The following is a 19,857-nucleotide window of genomic DNA, read 5'->3' on the forward strand; positions in this document are numbered from 1 at the left end:
TGCCTGAAGTTTATAAAGAACTTAGGGATACCAAAGGGTGTCGATTGAACGAACATCTCTATAAAAGAAGACTTTTATACAAACTTTAAGGAGGAAAACCATGAATAAAAGAACTGAATACTTAAATCCAAATGAACAGATTGCCTTCTTTTTTAAAAGAAGCGGTTATTTAGATGATTATCATGGAGACTTAAAGAATCTTAAGCTTGGGCATGTGTCTTATGATAAAAGTGTTAACGAAGAATTTGATTATAAGCTGACTGCAAATAGCACACATGATGGGACTCTGTTATTTGAAATTCAAACTATTGAAGAGGCACTGATTAAATTGATAAATCGAAAAACATATTACCCAAACACTTTTCCAGTTGATAAAAAAATCGAAGAACTTAAAGACATTAACTATGTAGTTGGTGACATTGAGATGGTGAATGATTTTTATAGAGCTAAGCAGAAAACTGCAGTCTCAATCCCAGTTGTGTGCAGCTATGTGTTTTAGATAAAGATCCATTGAGTGAGACAGAATCAAATTAAAACAAAAAGGAGCAAAGATATGGAGAATACTGATCGTTATTGTGAATTAAACAAAGAACTACAGGCTGTGAAAGTTGTCTCTGGGTTGTTTCCTAAAGAAAGCGAGGCTTATAGAGAACTGATTAAAATTGAAATTGGAATTTTGGAGGAAAAAAGAGAGCTTCTTAATGACAAAGGAAAAATGAACAAACTGGATCAGGAACAAACAACAGACCTAGGAAGACAGCTAACAGATAAGATCGCTGAAGTTTTAGAAATTGTTGAAAGGATTAGCCATCATGAATAAACACATAGAGAAAATAAAAGCCCATCTAAAAGGAATAAACAACCTTGAACAGGGTCTCAAACTTTTCAATGAAGATGAAGAAGAATACATAAGCTTATTAGCTAAGATTCAGGAGCAGTTTTATTTTATATCCGACGAAGCAATGGAGGTCTTTAAAGAATTAACATTACAAATAAGAAATACAGGTCAGAAAAGAATACAACGGGGAATTGATCAGTTGCCTCATGCAATCGAAGAAAGTGTAAGTGAAGAAATCAAAAACATGAAGAGAGCCGGAGAGTTGTTTGATTAGTTATAATTATTTATAGAATAAAAATAAAATAAGGGGATGTATTAGGATTACATACTTTACGTTATTACTTGCAGCATACTTATTTGCACTAAACATTAATGAAATTAGATTAACTACACGAGGAGAACAGAACGTATACGCTAAAGTTACGCATATGCTTTCTAACACACCTTATAAAGAACTGAAGAAAAATAAGAACTTAGTGTATGTCATCACATTGTTCAAGGGGATTTCGTTCATTATCCCCTTGGCTACTATTGGACTGATTACGCACGGTAATTTGCTAATGTTAGCTTGGACAGCCTTTGCTTTAATCTATACCGGTTTAACAATGTTTAAAATTCTTGATGTTTTGGACGGTGACTCAAACAATAAACAAAACAAGTTCGTGTACATTTTGTTTGTTTGCGGTAATATAGTTTTTTCTCTAATTTTTATTTTTCCTTTTTAGGTCTCTTAAGTGTTAATCACCATCTAAAGCCGAATTTTTTTGGCACTTCATAGCATTTTAGACACTGAGGTTTTACATTGTAAGCATAGTGTCTAGGATTTTTCTTATTGGTCAGAAGGGATGAGTATGGTTTATCCTCACTGGTATGCATGCATGTCGCATAGACGTTTGCTTGATTTGTGGAATTAAATACATCATGTACAGCTTGTCTCTGAATATTGTAGTTCATTTGCTGGTGCTTTAACATTGAAGGTCTACCTCCCCAAGCACATACTACACGTTCAGAAATATCTAAGTGTTTTTCAATAAGTTTATTATTTAGATATAGAATTTTATAATACTTTTTCCCGTAAGTGGCTTTACATTTTTCTAATAGTTCTCCCAATTTGTTGGCGTCTGAAGCATAAAAAGGGAATAAGTTAAGTACTCTGATTTCACCAGCATATTTTTTTGAAAAGAAAAATGAAATAATATTATCAATAGTTGGATCAGATTTTGTTGCTGTTGCTCTAGAAGGATTCATAAGAATAATAGTTATAATGTTTCTTAAATTGTTATTTAATTTTATTTTCAATAAAAATCTAAACGAAATATTAGCACCTAAATGAAAAACTTTGCAATGAACATTTTTAACAAAATCATTATTGGCAAAGGGTATAGCCAAATTAAATCACACCTTTTTTAGAAGTGAAAAAATTATACACTAACTGGAGGATGAAAGCCATAAGCAATTTCACAGATATTATTGTAAAAGAAAATTTAAAGCGGGTTTTAACTGAAGGGAAAACTGAAGCGGGTAGTTCAGTAAGACCTAAATGGAAAGATGGACTTCCAGCTTATTCATTAAAAACCTTCGGAGTTGTTAATCAATACGATCTTCAGAAAAGTTTCCCAATTTCAACACTAAGACCCACTGCTTGGAAAAGTGGATTAAAAGAGATAATGTGGATTTATAATGACGCATCAAATGATGTTGATTTACTGGAAAGAAAATATGGAGTTAAATATTGGAGGAGTTGGGCCAATAGTGAAGGGAATTTAGGATTAGCTTATGGAAGACAAATGCAATATGAGCACAGGTATAAGGAAGGCTATTTTAAACAAATTGAAAGACTGATTTGGGATCTTAAAAAGAATCCGTATAGCAGGAGAATGATAACAAACTTGTACAATCATCAAGACTTATTTGAAATGACTCTCTATCCATGCGCATTTTTAACAATGTGGGACTATGACGGAGAGTATCTGAATATGACATTAGTCCAACGATCTTCAGATTATCTAGTAGCTGGTAACATAAATGTCACCCAGTATGCTTTATTGCAACACATGATTGCACAATCAGTAGGCTACAAAGTGGGAAAATTTCATCACTATATTAATAACCTTCATATTTATGATCGACATGTTAACGTTGCAAAGGAAATTGTTTCACGGGAATCTAAAGATACTCCTAGGCTTATTATTGACGATTCAATAAGGAACTTTTACGATTTTAAACCAGAACATTTTTCTTTGGAAGGGTATAATCCTCATGAACAAATTACGCTTGAGGTAGCAGTATAATGCTGTCTCTTATTGCTTGCTGCGACAAATCAATGGCCATCGGGTATGAGAATAATTTGCTGTACCATATTCCTGAAGACATGAAACGTTTTAAAGAACTCACTACAGGAAAGCTGTGTATACAGGGAAGGCTTACATACGAATCAATCGTAAACATTACAGGAAAACCACTTCAAAACCGAAGGAATATCATATTGACCAAAAATAAGGATTTCAAGCCTGATCATTCTTCATTTGTTTATCATTCGGTTAACGATGTATTAAAGCTTATACGTGGTCAATTGGATACAAATGAAGAAGTAATGGTCATTGGAGGAGGCGCTATTTACGAGGCATTCTTACCACATGCAGACAAGGTTTATTTAACAATTGTTGATTCAGTCGCTGCGAAGGCAGATTCATATTTTCCCAGGTTAAATGACGATTGGAGAATAATTGAAAAGGATCATCGGATTGCAATAACAACAAAAGGACAAGATTATTCATTTATTACTTATGAAAATTTCAGAAAAGCATAGACAAAAATGAAATATAAGTATATTATTATCGTATATTCAATGGAGATGTTGCATTGTAATAAGTTATAAAAATAAAAAATAAGTATAGAGGTGATTAATTGCAACAAAAAGAGCGAGAATTGTTGTCAAAGAAAGAACAGTTTGAAATTGATGTTTTAGAAAAGGAAGCAGCTTTACTCCGGCTAGAAGTGGAACAAGAAGATTCCAATCTCCACAAAATTGGGGAGATTGGATACCTTAAAAATATTCTTCTTTACATAAAAAAATACAGAGAAGTATTAACCATTGAGGAAGCAGAAGAAATTAGAAATATGGATGACCGAATGAAAGAAATTATCAAAGTCCATGATGAACGAGTTATGGTTGATGAAGCAGCTTTAGAGGGGTTTATTGAGGAAATTGAGGATCAAATTAATTTAATTGTAAGTGGAGGAGATAAGGAATGGAAAACGTAAATCAAACGGTGATCAATAATGCGAATACGGTATTTGAAAAGAAGGACGATAAATATTTCGGTTATAAATCTCGTTTTGGAGATATTGTTATTGGCGGCGCGTATTCTTATAGATTCGTTGTTCACTATGCAAAAACGAATCAAGATGTTGTTATTATATCTGGCGATGTAAATACGGTAACGACTCGGGTCTGTACAACACTAGAGGAACGTTTATGGAAGCCGGAGAAAAGCGCCCAAGCCCTACGCGATGAAATCGTTGAGCAGGCAAAGGCGGACGTTGAGGATTTATTCAAAAGAGACATCGGATATAGACACGATTTTATCGTAAACTCCGAAAAAAGAACCGTTGTCGCTTTGAGAAAGTCGTTCGGGGAAGGATACGTACGCGATAGAGGAATCACCAAAGCCACACCTGACGACTGTTTCAACGTTCATATCGGAAAAGCGATTGCGCTGAGACGTGCGCTAGGCTTGGCGGTGCCTGACGAATACTTGAACGCTCCGCAGCCGACTGAGGTTCGTGTGGGCGATGTTATAGAAGTTACATTAGATAGCGGAGAAATAGAGAAAAAGCCCGTTATTTCTTTAAAAGCAGGAAGTCTAAATGCGCATTTGCCGGGAAGGATTATACAGTACCCATCGCATTATGTAAAAATCATCAACGACTCAGGTGAAGAGGTGGGAGGTGAGTGACGTATCATAGACGCCTGAAGACGGCGGTGTTTAAAAAGTATAGCGGATATGATTGGACTTGCGATGGAATGTTTGAAAAACCAAGAGTGAAAGGCAGCGATAAAAGAAAGCGATCGAAGCATGAGCGAATAATCCGAAAAGTGATGGATAAAAAAGAAATTAGTTATTACGACTAAGTTAATATGAAATCTGTATTTTAAAGAGAATATGAGTTATCTAGAGGCTGAAAAAGGAGGTGGAAAAATGGGACAGGTGCTACACAACCCTGGACGGGGAGCTTAATAGCAACAGTATAAAAGGAGGTGAATACAATGCCAGTAGTACTTATGGATTTGGAAGAGGAGCATAAAAAGAGAGGGGTAATTCACTTATACAAATATAATTTTGAAGATGGAAAATATGCTCTAAATATAGGCAGTGATGGGTCTGCCAACTTAGACACAAAGGCATTTAGAATAATGTTAAATCAATGCGTAGGGCATCCTAATATGACGCTATTTGATGAGAAGTCTAAAAGGGATAAGAGGTATGAAAAAGCAAGAAGAATACTTTTAGATGCGGGATATATAATAGAAGAAAAATACACAAAGTGTTGATTTTATGCAGAGGTGATCAGAAAATATGAGTAAATTAAAAATGGCAGATATGTTGAAATTGCATATTAGAAATATTGATAATGAATTAGATAAGGTTGAAGAAATTGAATATAGAATTGAGTTAATTAAGGAAAAGGGCGAAACGGTAAGGAAATTAACAGACTTAGCTGGTGATTTCATTTAGTGGGAATAAGCTCAATGAAAGAGATTGAATTTGAAGAAGTTAAGAAATTTGTTGAAGTAATGTCTAGACAATTTCGATCAACATAGGTGATAAAAATTCACATTAGTTATGCTGAATGGTTAGTTGCTGAAGTTGAACGCTTAAGGGGGTTAGTCAAAAGTGAGCAATAGTTTAGAGAGTGAAATTAATATTCATTTCAGTAATGGCTCACATATCGAGTCTAAACAACTTTCTAATACACTAAGAGGATACAATAGCAATTTCTTATGGGGGCAAATGCAAGAGAGTATTAAAAAGGAGTTTAAATGGTGGGGAGTCACCCTGACTGGAAATCAGAAAACCGTAAAAGCTCTAAGTGAGTTAATGGGCATCAACAAAACACTGTTCGAGAATTTGTACAAAGTGCACGCAAACACAATTGAAGAACATGTAAACAAATTATATGAACAGGTTCCTGAGTATGAGAAGAAGTTCTTGAAGTTTGTCAATGAGCAGTTACCTAATTTGAAGAGGCACTTACAGTTCGAGCTACCTTATAATCCTCAACTAATATCCAGCATAGAATATGAAATTTACATATCGGGTGCCGAAATTGATTGCGAATATCCACATGATGCTAGGGATTGCATTATTACATTCTTTCAACGGGTACCAGAAATAATCGATTTCTATAAGGAGGGATAGAATGGAGAATACAATGTCCTGGTTTGATTTAGACTTTGAGTTTAAACCAGACAATAAAATTGATGAAGCTCTATTGCGATTATTTGATCTCATGAAGAAGAGTCTCCATATTTATTTCAATATTGAAAACTCTTCTGATATTCATGAGTTTTTAAAAATCGCAGCAGCAAAAAACAATGTTGATTATTCCTTTATTGAATGGATTAAGGGGAAAGGTATCCCGAGATTAAAGAAAATTAATTTCGAAAATTTACCAAGCAATGATCAATTTCTTGCAATGATTGAGTTCGATGAATACTGTTTTAAATGTGAGATGGATTTTAAAGAACCAGAAGAGGTAAGGAGCTGTATCATCACGATTATTAATAGTATTCAAGAGTATATTAATATCTGCAACCAGTTAATTAAAGGAGGACGAGTGATCTGATTGTAACAGCATGGATCTTGTTGATTATGTTTGGTTTATTCGCTTTTTCAGACTTGAACTTAACTGAGAATGAAACAAAGCATATCAAATTCTTCATAATAATGAAATTTATTTCTGTCTTTATAGCTTCTTTAGCTGCTGGAGTGATTTGGGGAGGGTTATTTCAATGAAAAAAGTTTTCAAATGCCGTACTTTTCCTAAGGAAGACAGAATTACTTTTGACAAAGGAAAAGATCATGTCTTAATAACTATCGAAGACAAAAGGCACAACAAGAGAGTTTCGATATGTTTGAATAATGATGACTTAAAGAAAATAACAGATTTTTTAGGAGGTAAATTTAATTGATCGTATACACTACACTAGGTTATTTCCCTGTGTTGAGAAGAAAATTGTCCAAAGAATTTAAACGTTTAGGTTTTAATAACCTGAAAGAAAAGCGTTGGTTTTTAGCTAAAGTCTTAGGATATGCACCAAATTTTAGTGAAATGTCTATTGTTGAGTTGGAAAGAGTAATCGACGAACTTACTAAATACGAAAACTTAAATGAAATTACATAAATAAATCCAAATAAAATCGGTCATTTATTTAGAGTGAAAATAAAATAAGTGGAGGTAATATGTGGGGATGTTAAAAGATGAAAAAAGAAAAACTGGTGATTGTGGAGAGTTTCTAGTTTTATATGACTTAACTAAAAAGGGGTTTGAGCTTTTTGCGCCAATGAACAACGGAAGCTTAATTGATATTGTAGCTATAAAAAATGATACATCCTTTAAAATTCAAGTAAAAGCTTCTAATAAGATTTTGAATGATAAGTTGGTATTTGATATTCGAAGATCTAACAATGTCTATTCAGAAAATAGTTTTGATGTTCTAGCATTAGTTGACACTGTAAACAATAAAGTTGCTTATTTAAAGTGGGAAGAGATGTATAGCCGTAGCACAATAAAAATGAGAACTAGTGACTATAATAGAAATTTCCATAGTCCGCATACCACAGTACATTACTTTGATGATCACTTAGAATTCCCATATAGAGTGAATGAGCCTGATATACTTGTTGCCCATTAACTAATTAAAGACAAATACTAATCAAGAAATGATATACATAATGCATAAAATTGATACCATAATAAATCCTTAATTTAAAAAGGAGAGTCAAATGAACTTAAAAAATATTGATGAAAGTCGCTACAAAAAGACATACTCGGTGCAACCAAATGATATCTTTTTTGTTGTTAGAAAGAATGGGACTCAAACACCTTATCTGATTTATAAAGATAAAAATAAAATGCTGAAATTAATCAATTTACAAAGTGGTGCATCTAATTATTGTGCTGATACTATAGATTCTTTAGTCGGTATCTATATTAAAGAAAATCAAGAATCACCAGCAAATAAAGTTAATCCAATTAAAGAATATTTTTTTGCAAAAAGCCATGAAACATCCATTCATGTACATAACACATTTAATTATAATCCAATCAAATAAGGAGCGAGGTCAGAAATCTTGTGAATGTACATATGAGAAAGAAGTGAGAAAAATTAACGAGACTTATCATTCAATTCAAACACTGTTTAACAAGATGGATAGACAAATGAAAACAGTAAAGGAGGCAATTGATGAAAAAGATCTGCAAAGAGCGCATCGTAACTTAATTAACTTAGCTGACAATAATGAAGAATTAATGCAGGAAATTAGGTGGATCAAAAAGGGAACCACCATGTAATTTATTTGATCAATTGTCTGCGCTCTTTAAAGTTCCATGCATACAGCTCTTCAATAGAGCAACCTATGGCATCAGCAAATGTCATTGCTGTTCCAATATTCATATTTGATTTAAAACCACTTACATAATCATTAATACGTTGTTTAGGTAATCCAGTACGTTCAACAAGGTCTTCAATTGAAACGCTATATTCATGCATAAGCTCATTGAGTCTTGGATCAACTGGTTTCCATTGTTTTTTCACTATGAACACCTCTTCAGCAACGATTTTAGCACATACATAATTTACCTTCAATATAGATTAGGAGAGTGATTGATTGGGAGCAAACAATCAAGGGAAAGTTTTTGAAGCGAACATTGAAAAATCAGCAGCGGATCAGAAGCTGTTCTTTTACCGGATTAAAGACGTTAATCCAATGTTTTTGAAAAAGGGAGCTGCAGTATCAAAAAACAAATATGACTGTTTCCTGCATTATAACGGATACTTGTTCCCTTTTGAGCTTAAGTCTACAAAGAACAAGTCCATTTCCTTCAGTGAGAAGATCATAAAAGTACAGCAGATTAAATATTTAAAGGAAGCAACACAATATCCAAACATAATCCCTGGTTTTCTGTTTCAGTTTAGAGAGCCGGAAAATAAAGTTTATTTCGTACATATTAATGATTTCCTTACATATAAGAATGTAGCTGAAAAACAGTTGAAACATACATATAAGAATAAAGTAAACAAATCCAGCATTCCGATCTCCATATGTGAAGAGATCGGCACAGAAGTCCGTTCGATGAAGAAAAAAGTTAACTATACATATTACTTGAACAAGCTTTGCGATGATTTGATTAAGAAGTTGAAATAAGTGAGGAGGGTTATATGCTAGAAGTTAAGGTGAATGAATCGGAGATTAAAAAATTATACCTTGAAGAATTGGAGAAGCATTTAAATAAGCTGGATAATGAAATGCTTTTCTGGGATACTGATGATTTAATTAAAAATACAAAAATGTGTTGGAATACAATACAGGAGAAATTCTTCTTTGACCCAAGATTTCCAAAAAGAAAAGTGGGGAGAAAGTGGATGTTTCCTGCGAAACAAACAAAAGAATTTCTTCTTGAATGGTTATTAGAACAGCCGACTGAATAGGAACGAATTTTGTTAAATCCCTCTTGAAAAATAGAGGGATTTTTTGCTTACCTTTAGTCGGAGGCTTGACCACCGTTTGACCACTGATGACCACCATCATTGACCACCGTTTGACCACCGGAACATTATAATTAATGAAATTCGATGAAAATATGACCTCTACACAATCTTGCAAACCTTGTTAAATCAACTTTTTTGAACCTTGATAATATAAAAAGATATGTTCCGCACACAGGTTCATCCGTGGGAGCGCGAACAGTATATGTCTCAGTATTAATCTCTCAATCCCTTGGCACTATTGGTGTCAGGGGATTTTTTGGTTTTGGTCATAAGATTAAAAGAACAACATTTTTGGTCCTTGACCAAAATATGACCAAAAAAAATTGAAGTTATGAATCTAACTCTACAGCAGAATTCCTGCTTATAGTCATCATGTAACATTGGTTTATTCTCGAATTTGTTCTTGTAAAGCAGCAGAAAGAGAAGGCTGGTGGCGCACGATACCGGACACCGACGGGGGGCAACGCACATCGTAAAGATGGGTATTTATCGATCTTGCTTGATCAGCAGTTAAGCTTGTTTGAAAAAGATAATGAAAAAAGGAGAAAACTTGAATTTGTGATGGACGGAATAAGAAATAATACAGATCAAAAGCGATCTTACAAGCTGTTTCTTAAACACCTGAGGCACCGTATTGCATTGGACCAGGTTTGATAGGTGAACATAAGAATTAAAAAATGAAAATCAAGTATTTAAAAAAGACCTCCAACATTCAGAGGTCTTTTTCTTATTCGACTTAAAGAGTTATTGATATACGGATATTGGTTAAGATTTATGTTTTCTATACATTTTGTTACAGACATATATGATTAAAATAAACAGAGCATTATACAAAATAGTAGTGGTGAGATATTGAGTTCCTGTGACACCCTTATAACTCCACTCAGGGTCTTTTTTTATATCAAATATATATCCTTTGTCATCTGCTGTTTGAAGTGTGATATATGTATCGCTGCCCTTGGATTTTGTAATATTCACCCCGTAATCAATGAAGTTTGTATCATTATAATGAATGGGTAGGGAAGAATAATCAGCAAATAATTGTTTTATTAGATTAGAAGGCACAGAAATATAAAGTTTTATCGAATCATCGCCTCCTAGACTCGTTAGATATTCTTCTGCTTTTATAAAGCGGGTTTTTTCTGGAAAATGTATATTGAAATTTCTTTGAAATTTTGCAATATCAGAAGAAGAAATGTTGTTTTTTTGATAATATTCCGGAGCGCCAAAGGAATTAAAGAGATGCCAACCATTAAAAACTAAAAAAGCAGTACCTATAAAAATAAATAAAAAAACCTTGAAGAGCTTTTTCACTCTATTCACCTCTTAAGAATTGTAACATATTCTTGTTTTGATTTTTGTAAACCAATAATAAGATAGAGTCCCCCTTCAAAATAAAAGAAAGAAAGGGGATAGGTATTTAATTTGTTGCTTATTAACAGTGCCATCAGCATTTCTGGTAACCGTTGTGCTTTCTTTAACTGTTTGATTGAAGCATTTGAGATGTTTTTGGTAAGTGTCAATAAAGCAGAAGCGTCAATATTGGTCTTTAAATTAAGGGAATTAAGCTTTTTCTCTAAAGATTTAATTTGCTGATTTAACTGTTCGACAGTCTTTGAGGAGGTATCAGCTTTGGGGGTGAGAATGATCTTTAAATCTTGACTCAATTATAGGTCACATCCTTTCGAATAGGAGAGAGTAATTTTTAAGGCATATAAAAAAGCCACTCATTATTGAGCGACTTTGTTTGCTTTCCGTATTGCTATCTCCATAATACCTTGCCATATTTCAGCATTTGATAAAGCATCTTTAACTTTTGGATCATCCTGTCTAAACCCTTTAACATTCTCTAGGCCAAAATCATCCTTACTCGGTAGGAAATCAAATCTGAAAATAGGGGAGGAGAAATCATCGAGCTTTAATTTCAAATCAATTTTCTTGAAGAATTTAGTTTCTGTCTTGTTAGAAGATAGCCCGCCAACTAAAGCTCCAATACCTCCTGCAGCTAACCCACCAACAACGGCACCTGTTATCTGGCTTCCTTTGGACACTTTAGTAACTGTGTTATCATCAATGGAAACCTCGGCTTCAATTATTTTTTCAAAGGGAATGATTTTTTCTTCCAGTGTTCCACTTTGGCTGAATCTATGGATTACAAATTTATCTTCTGGCTCAACCAATGTAAGTTTTGCTGTCTTATCCGGATTTAAGATAACCTTGCATTGAGTAGGGAAGCTTCCAGCAGTTTCAATTTCAACCATCTTTTTTTTCTCAATTTCTTTCTGTTTATCTGTTCCAAAATCTCCAATTATAAAAAAAGCAGCAATGATCAATAAAATAACTATTGCCCAGATCATCAAACCACCACCAGTATTATTTTCCTACATTATAGCATGATTTCCAATGTGTTAGAACTAACAATATGAAGCGAGTGATTGCTTACCATCTCTCAGGTATAACTCTACATTAAAGAAAATTTATTTATCTGACTTAAGCTCTTCGAGCAAGTCTTTAAAATAAGCTGCTGTATTTGAAATTTTAATATCCTTTTTGGCAGAATTATATATAATCTTACTTATTATCATAGCAACAATACCGTACAATAAATAACTTATATAGTTTTCGTCTGAAATTTTTGCAAGGTTTACTTTAAATAAGATTTGTAAAACAACAAGCATTGTACCAATAAGTACAGCGGAAACAGTCCATAATTTGGTATGGTCAAATTTCCGTTGAATTCTAGACAGTCGGGCTATCGCAGCTGATAAGTCTGTTTTAGATAATGTTTTCAGAACTTCAATTTTTTTTCGGTGAAGATCATGATCATATTCCACTTCTTCTGGAAATTCTCTTTTAATAAATTCTATAAGTTCTGAACTTCTTAATTTAATTAAGCTCTCTTCTAAATATTTTTTGTAGTATGCTTCATTGTCCAAAATGTTCACCTCAAGGTGATTATCGGACACAAATGGCAATTTTAAAAGGGGGAGGGCTACAAAGCTTATTTCATACATAAGCAAAATCCCTCAATTGAAGGATTTTGATTCTGCATAAAAGAGGGATTTCATAAAGAGTGCTGCCTAAAGCAAATCAATTGATATGTCTCCCAACAGGCTTTTCTTAATCTTTCCGTATTCAAGTTTACCGGTGCTTGCGTTGTAAACAAGAACTTTACCATCACTGATTTTGGATTCATCAATCTGTTTAGACCCGAATTGATTCTTATCTGCTTTAGTATCAAGCAGCCTAGTTAATTCAGCAACAGCTTCGGCCAATTCATCAATTTGCTGTTGCATTTTCTCAATTGAACTTTGGTGAGGATTGAAGAGACTCATAATGTTTACGAGAAGATTTGATTCTTTTCTTCTTTAAAATCACGAAGGTCGTAATGCTTAATTGTTGTAGACACGTTATTATGCTGTGCAACATATTTACTCACGAGCTCAATCTTAATTTTCTTGACTTCAAGAAGGTAGGTAATACAGGAGGCTTAAAAGAGGTGAGGGTTAATGCGGCGGCCGAGGATATCAGAAAGAACATCAGAACAAAAATAGTCAGCCCAACCCTCTGACATTTGTCTTGGTTGACCACCGTACTGTGTAGTAAATAGATATTCATGGTCATATCCCCGTTGTTCATGCCAAAGCTTCAAATATTCCAGAGCTTCTGTGTTAATCATGTAGTCGAGGGGTTTTCCTTCGCCTTTTCCTTTTCCAAGAACTTTGTGAGCCATGACATAAGATTGTCTCTTTTAAATTGAATGATTTCAGCTCTTCTGGCACCTACATTATAAACCGTTTTTGGACACAGAAAACCGCGTATGACAAGTGAAATAGCACAACAGCTTGAATCAAAAGGACATACAATGGAGGTGTTGCTGCAGAGAGTCAATCATATTATTTCAGACCGATTCAAATTCTCTGAAAAAAGAGTTGAAAAAGCAGAAAAGATTTTATAATATGAAATCAAGTTAGTTTGTTCGGTCAACAAACTAATAAAACCACTTTAATTGTCCATCATGTAAAGATCTTAAATGGGAGGGGGATAAGAGGCTCGATTTAATTGGAGGTATATAAAAAGCGAAAGCCAAGCTTTTATCCTGTTCACTGCTATCTGATCACCATTTGGATGTTGAAAATGCTCTGTGAAAGTAAACCGCTGTCATTTTTTGAAAGCGCTTTTATACACCGCTCACTGGCCGATAATTTTAAATAAAATGTTATACCATTTCATCATGTTCCTTATGTAAAGGATCGAAAAGGGGAGAAATCATGCTCAGTGAAAATGTAAAGAAGATCAGCATGGTTGAAAAAGTTGGATATGCGTCTGGAGATTTTGCATGTAATTTAATTTATGCAACAGTGTCTACGTATCTTTTGTTCTTCTATACAGATGTTTTTGGTTTATCGGCAGCAGCAGCCGGTACGATGTTTTTAGTGGTTAGAATCATCGACGCTCTCGCTGATCCTTTTATTGGAACAATAGTTGACAGAACAAACAGCAGGTTTGGCCGCTTTAGACCGTATCTTTTATTCGGAGCTTTTCCCTTTGTCATATTGGCAATACTCTGTTTTACAACCCCGGATTTTTCGGATATGGGGAAATTAATATATGCTTATATCACCTATGTCGGCTTATCGCTTACATACACCATGATAAACGTGCCATATGGCGCGTTAACATCTGCAATGACCAGAAATAATCAAGAAGTTGTTAGTATAACGTCTGTCCGTATGTTATTTGCGAATCTTGGGGGACTTGTCGTTGCATTTTTTGTTCCCTTACTGGCTGCTTATTTAAGCGATACTTCCGGCAGCGAATCTCTTGGCTGGCAGCTAACCATGGGTATTATGGGAGTTATAGGCGGGTGCCTTTTAATCTTTTGTTTTAAAAGCACAAAAGAGCGTGTCACGCTTCAAAAATCCGAAGAAAAAATTAAATTTTCGGATATATTTGAGCAATTTCGTGTGAATCGGCCTCTAGTTGTATTAAGTATTTTCTTTATTATTATTTTTGGAGTGAATTCAATCAGTAATTCGGTTGGCATCTATTACGTAACGTATAATTTAGAAAGAGCGGATTTGGTGAAGTGGTACGGTTTGTTGGGAAGTTTGCCTGCTTTGGTCATTTTACCGTTTATTCCAAAGCTTCATCAATTATTAGGGAAGAAGAAATTACTAAACTATGCATTATTACTGAATATGATCGGCCTCTTAGCTTTACTTTTCGTTCCGTCAAGTAATGTATTCCTCATACTTTCCTTTCGATTACTGGCCGCTGCCGGAAGTCTCACTGCCGGGGGATATATGTGGGCGCTTATTCCTGAAACAATAGAATATGGAGAGTATAAGACCGGGAAAAGAATGGGCGGTCTCATATACGCTATTATCGGATTTTTCTTTAAATTCGGTATGGCCTTGGGAGGGGTTGTACCGGGTTTGGTTCTAGATCAGTTTGGATATGTGGCAAATCAGGTGCAAACGCCGGAGGCATTGACGGGAATTTTAATTACAACAACCATTATCCCCGTGTTCTTACTGGTTCTGGCCATGATTGATATTAATTTCTATAACTTAGATGAGAAAAAATACAAAAGCATGGTTCGAGAATTAGAGAATAGAGACAAAGTTTATTTGGATCATATTGACGATTTCAAAGCTTAAAACATGATGAGTCAACAGAAAATAGCTGAGGAGGAGTTCAAAATGAAGATTATCAATCCAGTACTTAAAGGATTCAACCCCGATCCGAGTATTTGCAGGGTTGGAGAGGATTATTATATCGCTGTATCTACATTTGAGTGGTTTCCGGGAGTCCAGATACACCACTCAAAAGATTTAGTCAATTGGCACTTAGTTGCACATCCATTAAAGAGAGTTTCGCAATTAGACATGAAAGGAAATCCTAATTCAGGCGGGGTCTGGGCGCCATGTTTAAGTTACAGCGACGGAAAGTTTTGGCTGATCTATACGGATGTTAAGGTCGTAGATGGCGCCTGGAAAGATTGCCACAATTATTTAGTGACTTGTGACACGATTGATGGTGATTGGGGGGAGCCGATCACATTAAACAGCTCGGGTTTTGATGCTTCTTTGTTCCATGATACGGATGGGAAAAAATATTTATTAAATATGCTATGGGATCAGCGTATTGATCGGCACTCCTTTGGAGGCATTGTCATGCAGGAATATTCTGATAAGGAGCAAAAACTAATCGGTAAACCGAAAGTGATTTTTAAAGGAACTGAAAGAAAGCTGACAGAAGCGCCGCACCTTTACCGTATCGGGAACTATTATTATTTATTAACCGCAGAAGGAGGAACGCGGTTCGAACATGCTGCTACAATTGCCCGTTCTGCAAATATTGAGGGTCCATATGAAGTTCATCCCGATAATCCTATCTTAACGTCATGGCATGCGCCGGAAAATCCGCTGCAAAAATGCGGACATGCATCCATTGTACAAACACATACAGGTGAGTGGTATTTAGCTCATTTAACGGGACGTCCCATTCATCCGGACGATGATTCAATTTTTCAGCAGAGGGGATATTGTCCTTTGGGCAGAGAAACTGCTATTCAAAAACTCTATTGGAAAGATGGCTGGCCATATGTAGAAGGCGGAAAAGAAGGGAGCTTGGAGGTGGATGCGCCTTCTATACCTGAAACAATGTTTGAAGACACGTATCCGGAAGTTGATGAATTTGAGGATGCAACATTAAATATTAATTTTCAAACGTTAAGAATCCCGTTTATGGAGAAATTAGGTTCATTAACTCAAGCGCCAAATCATTTACGATTATACGGCCGTGAATCCTTAACTTCGACATTTACTCAGGCATTTGTAGCAAGACGCTGGCAAAGCCTCCATTTTGAAGCGGAAACGGCTGTTGCGTTTTATCCGGAAAATTTTCAGCAAGCCGCTGGTTTGGTGAACTATTACAATACAGAGAATTGGACGGCTCTTCAAGTCACGTATGATGAAGAACTTGACCGTATTCTCGAATTAACGATATGTGATAACTTTTCTTTTTCACAACCGTTAAAAAATAAAATTGTGATTCCTCGTGAAGTCAAGTATGTCTATTTAAAAGTGAATATTGAAAACGAAAAATATTATTATTTGTATTCATTTAACAAAGAAGATTGGCACAAAATCGACATTGCATTAGAATCGAAAAAATTATCAGATGATTACATCCGCGGCGGGGGATTCTTTACAGGAGCTTTTGTAGGGATGCAATGCCAAGATACGAGCGGTCATCATATTCCGGCCGACTTCAGATATTTTCGTTATAAAGAAAAATAATTAGCACATGAAAAAGGAGATTTCTATTTTAGAACTCCTTTTTCATATTAGAAGGTGCCTATGTCAGTATTGATTAAGAAATACTCCTAGAATAAAAAAACCCATCTTTAAAGATGAGCGTAAAACATAGAAGTATGTACATTCAGTTATGAACCATGTCGAGAAAATGATCAATAACAATAGAGGACATTCCTAGAGCAGGGGCATTTTTTCCTAAGATAGATGGTAATAATTCATAGCTATTGTCTAAATGGGAATAAACCCTGGATGACACTTCACTTTTAATTGAATGTAAAACCATAGGATGCGATTCAATGATGCTGTTTCTTAAAATGATGGCTTGCGGATTAAATGTATTTAGAATATTGGTCAGGCCTATTCCTAAATAGAAACCAAAATTTTGTAATGCCTGTAAAGTTCCAACATCATTCAGATGGGCGAGGTCTATGATATCTTGGCTGGACACTTTTTTCTCTTTCGTCTGAAGAGATGTTAATAAAGCCTTCTCTGAAGCATACAATTCCCAGCAGCCTCGGTTTCCGCAGCTGCATTTAGGACCCTTAAAGTCTATTGTCATATGTCCCATTTCTCCAGAGAATCCGCCAACCCCTCTATATAAATGATTGTTGATTATAACGCCGATCCCTATTCCTGTACCGATACTTGCATAAATCATGTTATCGTGATTTTTTGCAGCTCCAAATACTTTCTCTCCATATGCGCCGGCATTTGCCTCATTTTCAATAAAAACGGGCACATTGAACTTCTCTCGGATGAAAGATTTTAAGTCAATATCTCTCCAGTTGGAGTTCGGAGTGAAAACAATTTTTTGATTTTTGTCAATCAGCCCGGGCACGCAAATACCTATACCAATAAGCCCGTACGGAGATTGGGGCATATGCGTAATAAAGTGATGAATCATCTCAATTAAAATATCTTTAGTGATTTCTGGAGAATTGCATTCCAAACGATGGTGTTGATCAAGGACGATCGTCCCTTCAAGATCTGTTAAAATGCCATTAACATAATCCACGCCAACATCTATTCCTACGGAGTATCCTGCTTTTTTATTAAAAACAAGCATGACAGGTCTTCTGCCGCCGCTGGATTGTCCCTGACCTATTTCAAATACGAGGTTTTCTTTCATTAATGTGTTTACCTGTGACGAAACAGTTGATTTATTTAATCCGGTCATTTCAGATAATTTTGCTCTTGAAATAGGAGAATTCTTAAGTATTTCGTTTAGTAATAACTTTTGGTTAACTTTTTTGACAAAGGCTTGATCAGCGATATCCACTTCATCCACTCCATTTGTATAATCTTTAAATTAAGTTGAACGTTCTGTGTTATCGTGCGAAACGCAGTACATAGCGAATCCAACCTTTATTATATCTAATGTGTTCGTAAAAAACTAAAAAAATATTGAAAATACTGATGAGGTTATATAAGATGAAAATAAGTTAGTTTGTTTGGGCAACAAACTAATGCGCAACATGACATAAAAGCATCTGTATTTGAATGATCATGTTTAGAATTTATTTTTAAGGGGGAAATCACACATGGCTCACTCTCATTCCGGTTCGGTCAACTATTTTGAAAGCGCAAACAAAGTGATTTACGAAGGGAAAGAATCCACGAATCCTTTAGCATTTAAATACTATAATTCTCAAGAAGTAATTGGCGGAAAAACGATGAAAGAGCATTTGCGATTTTCTATTGCCTATTGGCATACATTTACCGCTGACGGCACAGACATTTTTGGCGCAGCTACGATGCAGAGACCGTGGGATCACTATAAAGGCTTGGATCTGGCGAGAGCGAGGGTAGATGCAGCGTTTGAGCTGTTTGAAAAATTGGATGCGCCATTTTTTGCTTTTCATGACCGGGATATCGCACCGGAAGGAAGTACGTTAAAAGAGACAAATCAAAATCTGGATATAATCGTGGACATGATAAAAGACTACATGAGAACCAGCGGCGTTAAGCTATTATGGAATACTGCAAATATGTTTACGAATCCCCGTTTCGTCCATGGTGCGGCGACTTCTTGTAACGCAGATGTATTTGCGTATGCCGCAGCCCAAGTAAAAAAAGGATTAGAAACAGCAAAAGAGCTTGGCGCCGAGAACTATGTATTTTGGGGCGGACGTGAAGGGTACGAAACTTTGTTAAATACCGATTTAAAATTTGAGCTTGATAATATGGCCAGATTTATGCATATGGCAGTGGATTATGCGAAGGAAATCGGGTATACAGGGCAGTTTTTGATTGAACCAAAACCAAAAGAGCCGACCACCCATCAATATGATACGGACGCAGCAACAACTATTGCCTTTTTAAAGCAATATGGCTTAGACAATCATTTTAAATTAAATCTCGAAGCCAATCATGCCACATTAGCCGGGCATACATTCGAACATGAATTACGCATGGCGAGAGTGCATGGCCTTCTTGGCTCTGTTGACGCGAATCAGGGTGATCCGCTTTTAGGCTGGGACACAGATGAATTTCCGACAGATTTATATTCTGCGACATTAGCAATGTACGAAATCCTGAAAAATGGCGGTCTTGGAAGCGGAGGATTAAACTTTGACGCAAAGGTCAGGAGATCTTCTTTTGAGCCTGATGATTTACTATATGCCCATGTTGCAGGGATGGATACATTTGCAAGAGGATTGAAAGCCGCCCACAAATTAATCGAAGATCGTGTGTTTGAAGATGTGATTCAACACCGTTACCGCAGCTTTACTGAAGGGATTGGGCTTGAAATTGCAGAAGGAAGAGCTGATTTTAAGACACTTGAGCAATATGCGCTGAACAATCAGCCAATTAAAAACGAATCAGGTAGACAGGAGCGGTTAAAAGCGATATTAAACCAATACATTTTACAGGTATAATGAAAAAAGAAGCTCCAGATCCCGCTGTAAAAAGATGCA

At 35.4% G+C, this 19,857-nt stretch carries 29 protein-coding genes and 4 pseudogenes; 24 read left to right on the forward strand and 9 right to left on the reverse strand.

Going from position 1 to position 19,857, the window contains the following annotated elements; all coding sequences use genetic code 11:
- Positions 1-100: 100 nt before the first annotated feature.
- Genes NYE50_RS10485 through NYE50_RS10495 form a run of 3 tightly spaced genes read left to right on the forward strand, consistent with a single transcriptional unit; the run spans position 101 to position 1,112 of the window.
- The gene (locus NYE50_RS10485; RefSeq protein WP_103526874.1) at positions 101-499 is read left to right on the forward strand and encodes a hypothetical protein; all 399 of its coding nucleotides are present in this window, start codon (positions 101-103) and stop codon (positions 497-499) included.
- Between the two features lie 54 nt (positions 500-553).
- Positions 554-820: a hypothetical protein gene (locus tag NYE50_RS10490; protein WP_224988169.1), complete on the forward strand. Its 267-nt coding sequence runs from the start codon at positions 554-556 to the stop codon at positions 818-820.
- Positions 813-1,112 carry a hypothetical protein gene (locus NYE50_RS10495; protein ID WP_224988167.1) on the forward strand — a complete coding sequence of 100 codons (300 nt, stop codon included), beginning with the start codon at positions 813-815 and terminating at the stop codon, positions 1,110-1,112. The genes NYE50_RS10490 and NYE50_RS10495 overlap by 8 nt, the downstream gene beginning before the upstream one ends.
- 467 nt (positions 1,113-1,579) lie before the next feature.
- Here NYE50_RS10495 and NYE50_RS10500 read toward each other — a convergent pair whose 3' ends face one another.
- Positions 1,580-2,227, reverse strand: a complete 648-nt coding sequence (locus tag NYE50_RS10500; RefSeq protein WP_014417963.1) for a DUF1643 domain-containing protein — start codon at positions 2,225-2,227, stop codon at positions 1,580-1,582.
- Between the two features lie 50 nt (positions 2,228-2,277).
- Between NYE50_RS10500 and thyA the strand changes: the two genes are divergently transcribed.
- The 15 genes and pseudogenes from thyA (at position 2,278) to NYE50_RS10575 (ending at position 8,416) form a co-directional block, all read left to right on the forward strand.
- On the forward strand, positions 2,278-3,129 hold the full coding sequence (gene thyA, locus NYE50_RS10505) for a thymidylate synthase (protein ID WP_014417964.1): 852 nt from the start codon (positions 2,278-2,280) through the stop codon (positions 3,127-3,129).
- Complete coding sequence (locus NYE50_RS10510) at positions 3,129-3,647, forward strand: dihydrofolate reductase (protein ID WP_224988163.1); 519 nt, start codon at positions 3,129-3,131, stop codon at positions 3,645-3,647. The genes thyA and NYE50_RS10510 overlap by 1 nt, the downstream gene beginning before the upstream one ends.
- 98 nt (positions 3,648-3,745) lie before the next feature.
- Positions 3,746-4,102, forward strand: a complete 357-nt coding sequence (locus NYE50_RS10515) for a hypothetical protein (RefSeq protein ID WP_224988161.1) — start codon at positions 3,746-3,748, stop codon at positions 4,100-4,102.
- Positions 4,090-4,797 (forward strand): hypothetical protein, encoded by a 708-nt coding sequence (locus NYE50_RS10520; RefSeq protein ID WP_224988159.1) that lies wholly within the window; start codon positions 4,090-4,092, stop codon positions 4,795-4,797. Before NYE50_RS10515 ends, NYE50_RS10520 begins: the two co-directional genes overlap by 13 nt.
- Positions 4,798-5,108: 311 nt before the next feature.
- Entirely contained in the window at positions 5,109-5,393 is a 285-nt protein-coding gene (locus NYE50_RS10525) for a hypothetical protein (protein WP_224988157.1), read from the forward strand.
- 25 nt (positions 5,394-5,418) lie between these two features.
- Positions 5,419-5,577, forward strand: a complete 159-nt coding sequence (locus NYE50_RS10530; RefSeq protein WP_181461930.1) for a hypothetical protein — start codon at positions 5,419-5,421, stop codon at positions 5,575-5,577.
- A 14-nt stretch (positions 5,578-5,591) separates the two neighbouring features.
- Positions 5,592-5,747, forward strand: a pseudogene (locus NYE50_RS10535) (hypothetical protein).
- The gene (locus tag NYE50_RS10540) at positions 5,737-6,261 is read left to right on the forward strand and encodes a hypothetical protein (RefSeq protein ID WP_224988155.1); all 525 of its coding nucleotides are present in this window, start codon (positions 5,737-5,739) and stop codon (positions 6,259-6,261) included. Before NYE50_RS10535 ends, NYE50_RS10540 begins: the two are co-directional and overlap by 11 nt.
- Position 6,262: 1 nt before the next feature.
- Complete coding sequence (locus NYE50_RS10545) at positions 6,263-6,688, forward strand: hypothetical protein (protein WP_224988153.1); 426 nt, start codon at positions 6,263-6,265, stop codon at positions 6,686-6,688.
- A complete protein-coding gene (locus NYE50_RS10550; RefSeq protein WP_224988301.1) occupies positions 6,685-6,858 on the forward strand; it encodes a hypothetical protein in 174 nt (57 codons plus the stop codon). The genes NYE50_RS10545 and NYE50_RS10550 overlap by 4 nt, the downstream gene beginning before the upstream one ends.
- Complete coding sequence (locus NYE50_RS10555; RefSeq protein WP_129137702.1) at positions 6,855-7,034, forward strand: hypothetical protein; 180 nt, start codon at positions 6,855-6,857, stop codon at positions 7,032-7,034. Before NYE50_RS10550 ends, NYE50_RS10555 begins: the two co-directional genes overlap by 4 nt.
- Entirely contained in the window at positions 7,031-7,246 is a 216-nt protein-coding gene (locus NYE50_RS10560; protein WP_224988151.1) for a hypothetical protein, read from the forward strand. The genes NYE50_RS10555 and NYE50_RS10560 overlap by 4 nt, the downstream gene beginning before the upstream one ends.
- A gap of 67 nt (positions 7,247-7,313) precedes the next feature.
- Positions 7,314-7,757 carry a group I intron-associated PD-(D/E)XK endonuclease gene (locus tag NYE50_RS10565; RefSeq protein WP_224988299.1) on the forward strand — a complete coding sequence of 148 codons (444 nt, stop codon included), beginning with the start codon at positions 7,314-7,316 and terminating at the stop codon, positions 7,755-7,757.
- 91 nt (positions 7,758-7,848) lie between these two features.
- Positions 7,849-8,178, forward strand: a complete 330-nt coding sequence (locus NYE50_RS10570; RefSeq protein ID WP_116316033.1) for a hypothetical protein — start codon at positions 7,849-7,851, stop codon at positions 8,176-8,178.
- Positions 8,179-8,230: 52 nt separating this feature from the next.
- Positions 8,231-8,416, forward strand: coding sequence for a hypothetical protein (locus NYE50_RS10575; protein ID WP_224988297.1), 186 nt, complete (start codon positions 8,231-8,233; stop codon positions 8,414-8,416).
- A gap of 1 nt (position 8,417) precedes the next feature.
- Here the strand turns inward: NYE50_RS10575 and NYE50_RS10580 are convergent, their stop codons facing one another.
- Positions 8,418-8,660 (reverse strand): helix-turn-helix domain-containing protein, encoded by a 243-nt coding sequence (locus NYE50_RS10580; RefSeq protein WP_224988150.1) that lies wholly within the window; start codon positions 8,658-8,660, stop codon positions 8,418-8,420.
- 73 nt (positions 8,661-8,733) lie between these two features.
- Here NYE50_RS10580 and NYE50_RS10585 point away from each other — a divergent pair, with 73 nt between their 5' ends.
- The 3 genes and pseudogenes from NYE50_RS10585 to NYE50_RS21985 form a co-directional block, all read left to right on the forward strand.
- Positions 8,734-9,270: a hypothetical protein gene (locus NYE50_RS10585; RefSeq protein WP_224988149.1), complete on the forward strand. Its 537-nt coding sequence runs from the start codon at positions 8,734-8,736 to the stop codon at positions 9,268-9,270.
- A gap of 14 nt (positions 9,271-9,284) precedes the next feature.
- Positions 9,285-9,554, forward strand: coding sequence for a group-specific protein (locus NYE50_RS10590; protein ID WP_213420284.1), 270 nt, complete (start codon positions 9,285-9,287; stop codon positions 9,552-9,554).
- A 558-nt stretch (positions 9,555-10,112) separates the two neighbouring features.
- Positions 10,113-10,231: pseudogene (locus NYE50_RS21985) on the forward strand (DNA polymerase); the annotation flags it as partial.
- A 148-nt stretch (positions 10,232-10,379) separates the two neighbouring features.
- Here the strand turns inward: NYE50_RS21985 and NYE50_RS10595 are convergent.
- The 6 genes and pseudogenes from NYE50_RS10595 to NYE50_RS10620 form a co-directional block, all read right to left on the reverse strand.
- The gene (locus tag NYE50_RS10595) at positions 10,380-10,928 is read right to left on the reverse strand and encodes a hypothetical protein (protein WP_109566957.1); all 549 of its coding nucleotides are present in this window, start codon (positions 10,926-10,928) and stop codon (positions 10,380-10,382) included.
- Positions 10,929-11,030: 102 nt separating this feature from the next.
- A pseudogene (locus NYE50_RS10600) lies at positions 11,031-11,281 on the reverse strand (transglycosylase); the annotation flags it as partial.
- A gap of 63 nt (positions 11,282-11,344) precedes the next feature.
- Positions 11,345-11,971, reverse strand: coding sequence for a hypothetical protein (locus NYE50_RS10605; RefSeq protein WP_159354194.1), 627 nt, complete (start codon positions 11,969-11,971; stop codon positions 11,345-11,347).
- Positions 11,972-12,091: 120 nt separating this feature from the next.
- A complete protein-coding gene (locus NYE50_RS10610; protein ID WP_224988148.1) occupies positions 12,092-12,628 on the reverse strand; it encodes a hypothetical protein in 537 nt (178 codons plus the stop codon).
- Between the two features lie 66 nt (positions 12,629-12,694).
- Positions 12,695-12,910 carry a hypothetical protein gene (locus NYE50_RS10615; protein ID WP_109567370.1) on the reverse strand — a complete coding sequence of 72 codons (216 nt, stop codon included), beginning with the start codon at positions 12,908-12,910 and terminating at the stop codon, positions 12,695-12,697.
- 44 nt (positions 12,911-12,954) lie between these two features.
- Positions 12,955-13,412: pseudogene (locus tag NYE50_RS10620) on the reverse strand (site-specific integrase); the annotation flags it as partial.
- Positions 13,413-13,885: 473 nt separating this feature from the next.
- Here NYE50_RS10620 and NYE50_RS10625 point away from each other — a divergent pair.
- Positions 13,886-15,277 (forward strand): MFS transporter, encoded by a 1,392-nt coding sequence (locus NYE50_RS10625; protein ID WP_021493442.1) that lies wholly within the window; start codon positions 13,886-13,888, stop codon positions 15,275-15,277.
- Between the two features lie 42 nt (positions 15,278-15,319).
- On the forward strand, positions 15,320-16,921 hold the full coding sequence (xynB, locus tag NYE50_RS10630; protein WP_159354195.1) for a xylan 1,4-beta-xylosidase: 1,602 nt from the start codon (positions 15,320-15,322) through the stop codon (positions 16,919-16,921).
- A gap of 142 nt (positions 16,922-17,063) precedes the next feature.
- Here the strand turns inward: xynB and xylR are convergent, their stop codons facing one another.
- Positions 17,064-18,218 carry a transcriptional repressor XylR gene (gene xylR / locus NYE50_RS10635; protein WP_017417839.1) on the reverse strand — a complete coding sequence of 385 codons (1,155 nt, stop codon included), beginning with the start codon at positions 18,216-18,218 and terminating at the stop codon, positions 17,064-17,066.
- 262 nt (positions 18,219-18,480) lie between these two features.
- Here xylR and xylA point away from each other — a divergent pair, with 262 nt between their 5' ends.
- Positions 18,481-19,818 carry a xylose isomerase gene (gene xylA, locus NYE50_RS10640; RefSeq protein ID WP_098081429.1) on the forward strand — a complete coding sequence of 446 codons (1,338 nt, stop codon included), beginning with the start codon at positions 18,481-18,483 and terminating at the stop codon, positions 19,816-19,818.
- Positions 19,819-19,857 lie beyond the last annotated feature (39 nt).

Source organism: Bacillus sp. EU55 (assembly GCF_038005925.1).
GTDB lineage: Bacteria > Bacillota > Bacilli > Bacillales > Bacillaceae > Bacillus > Bacillus velezensis.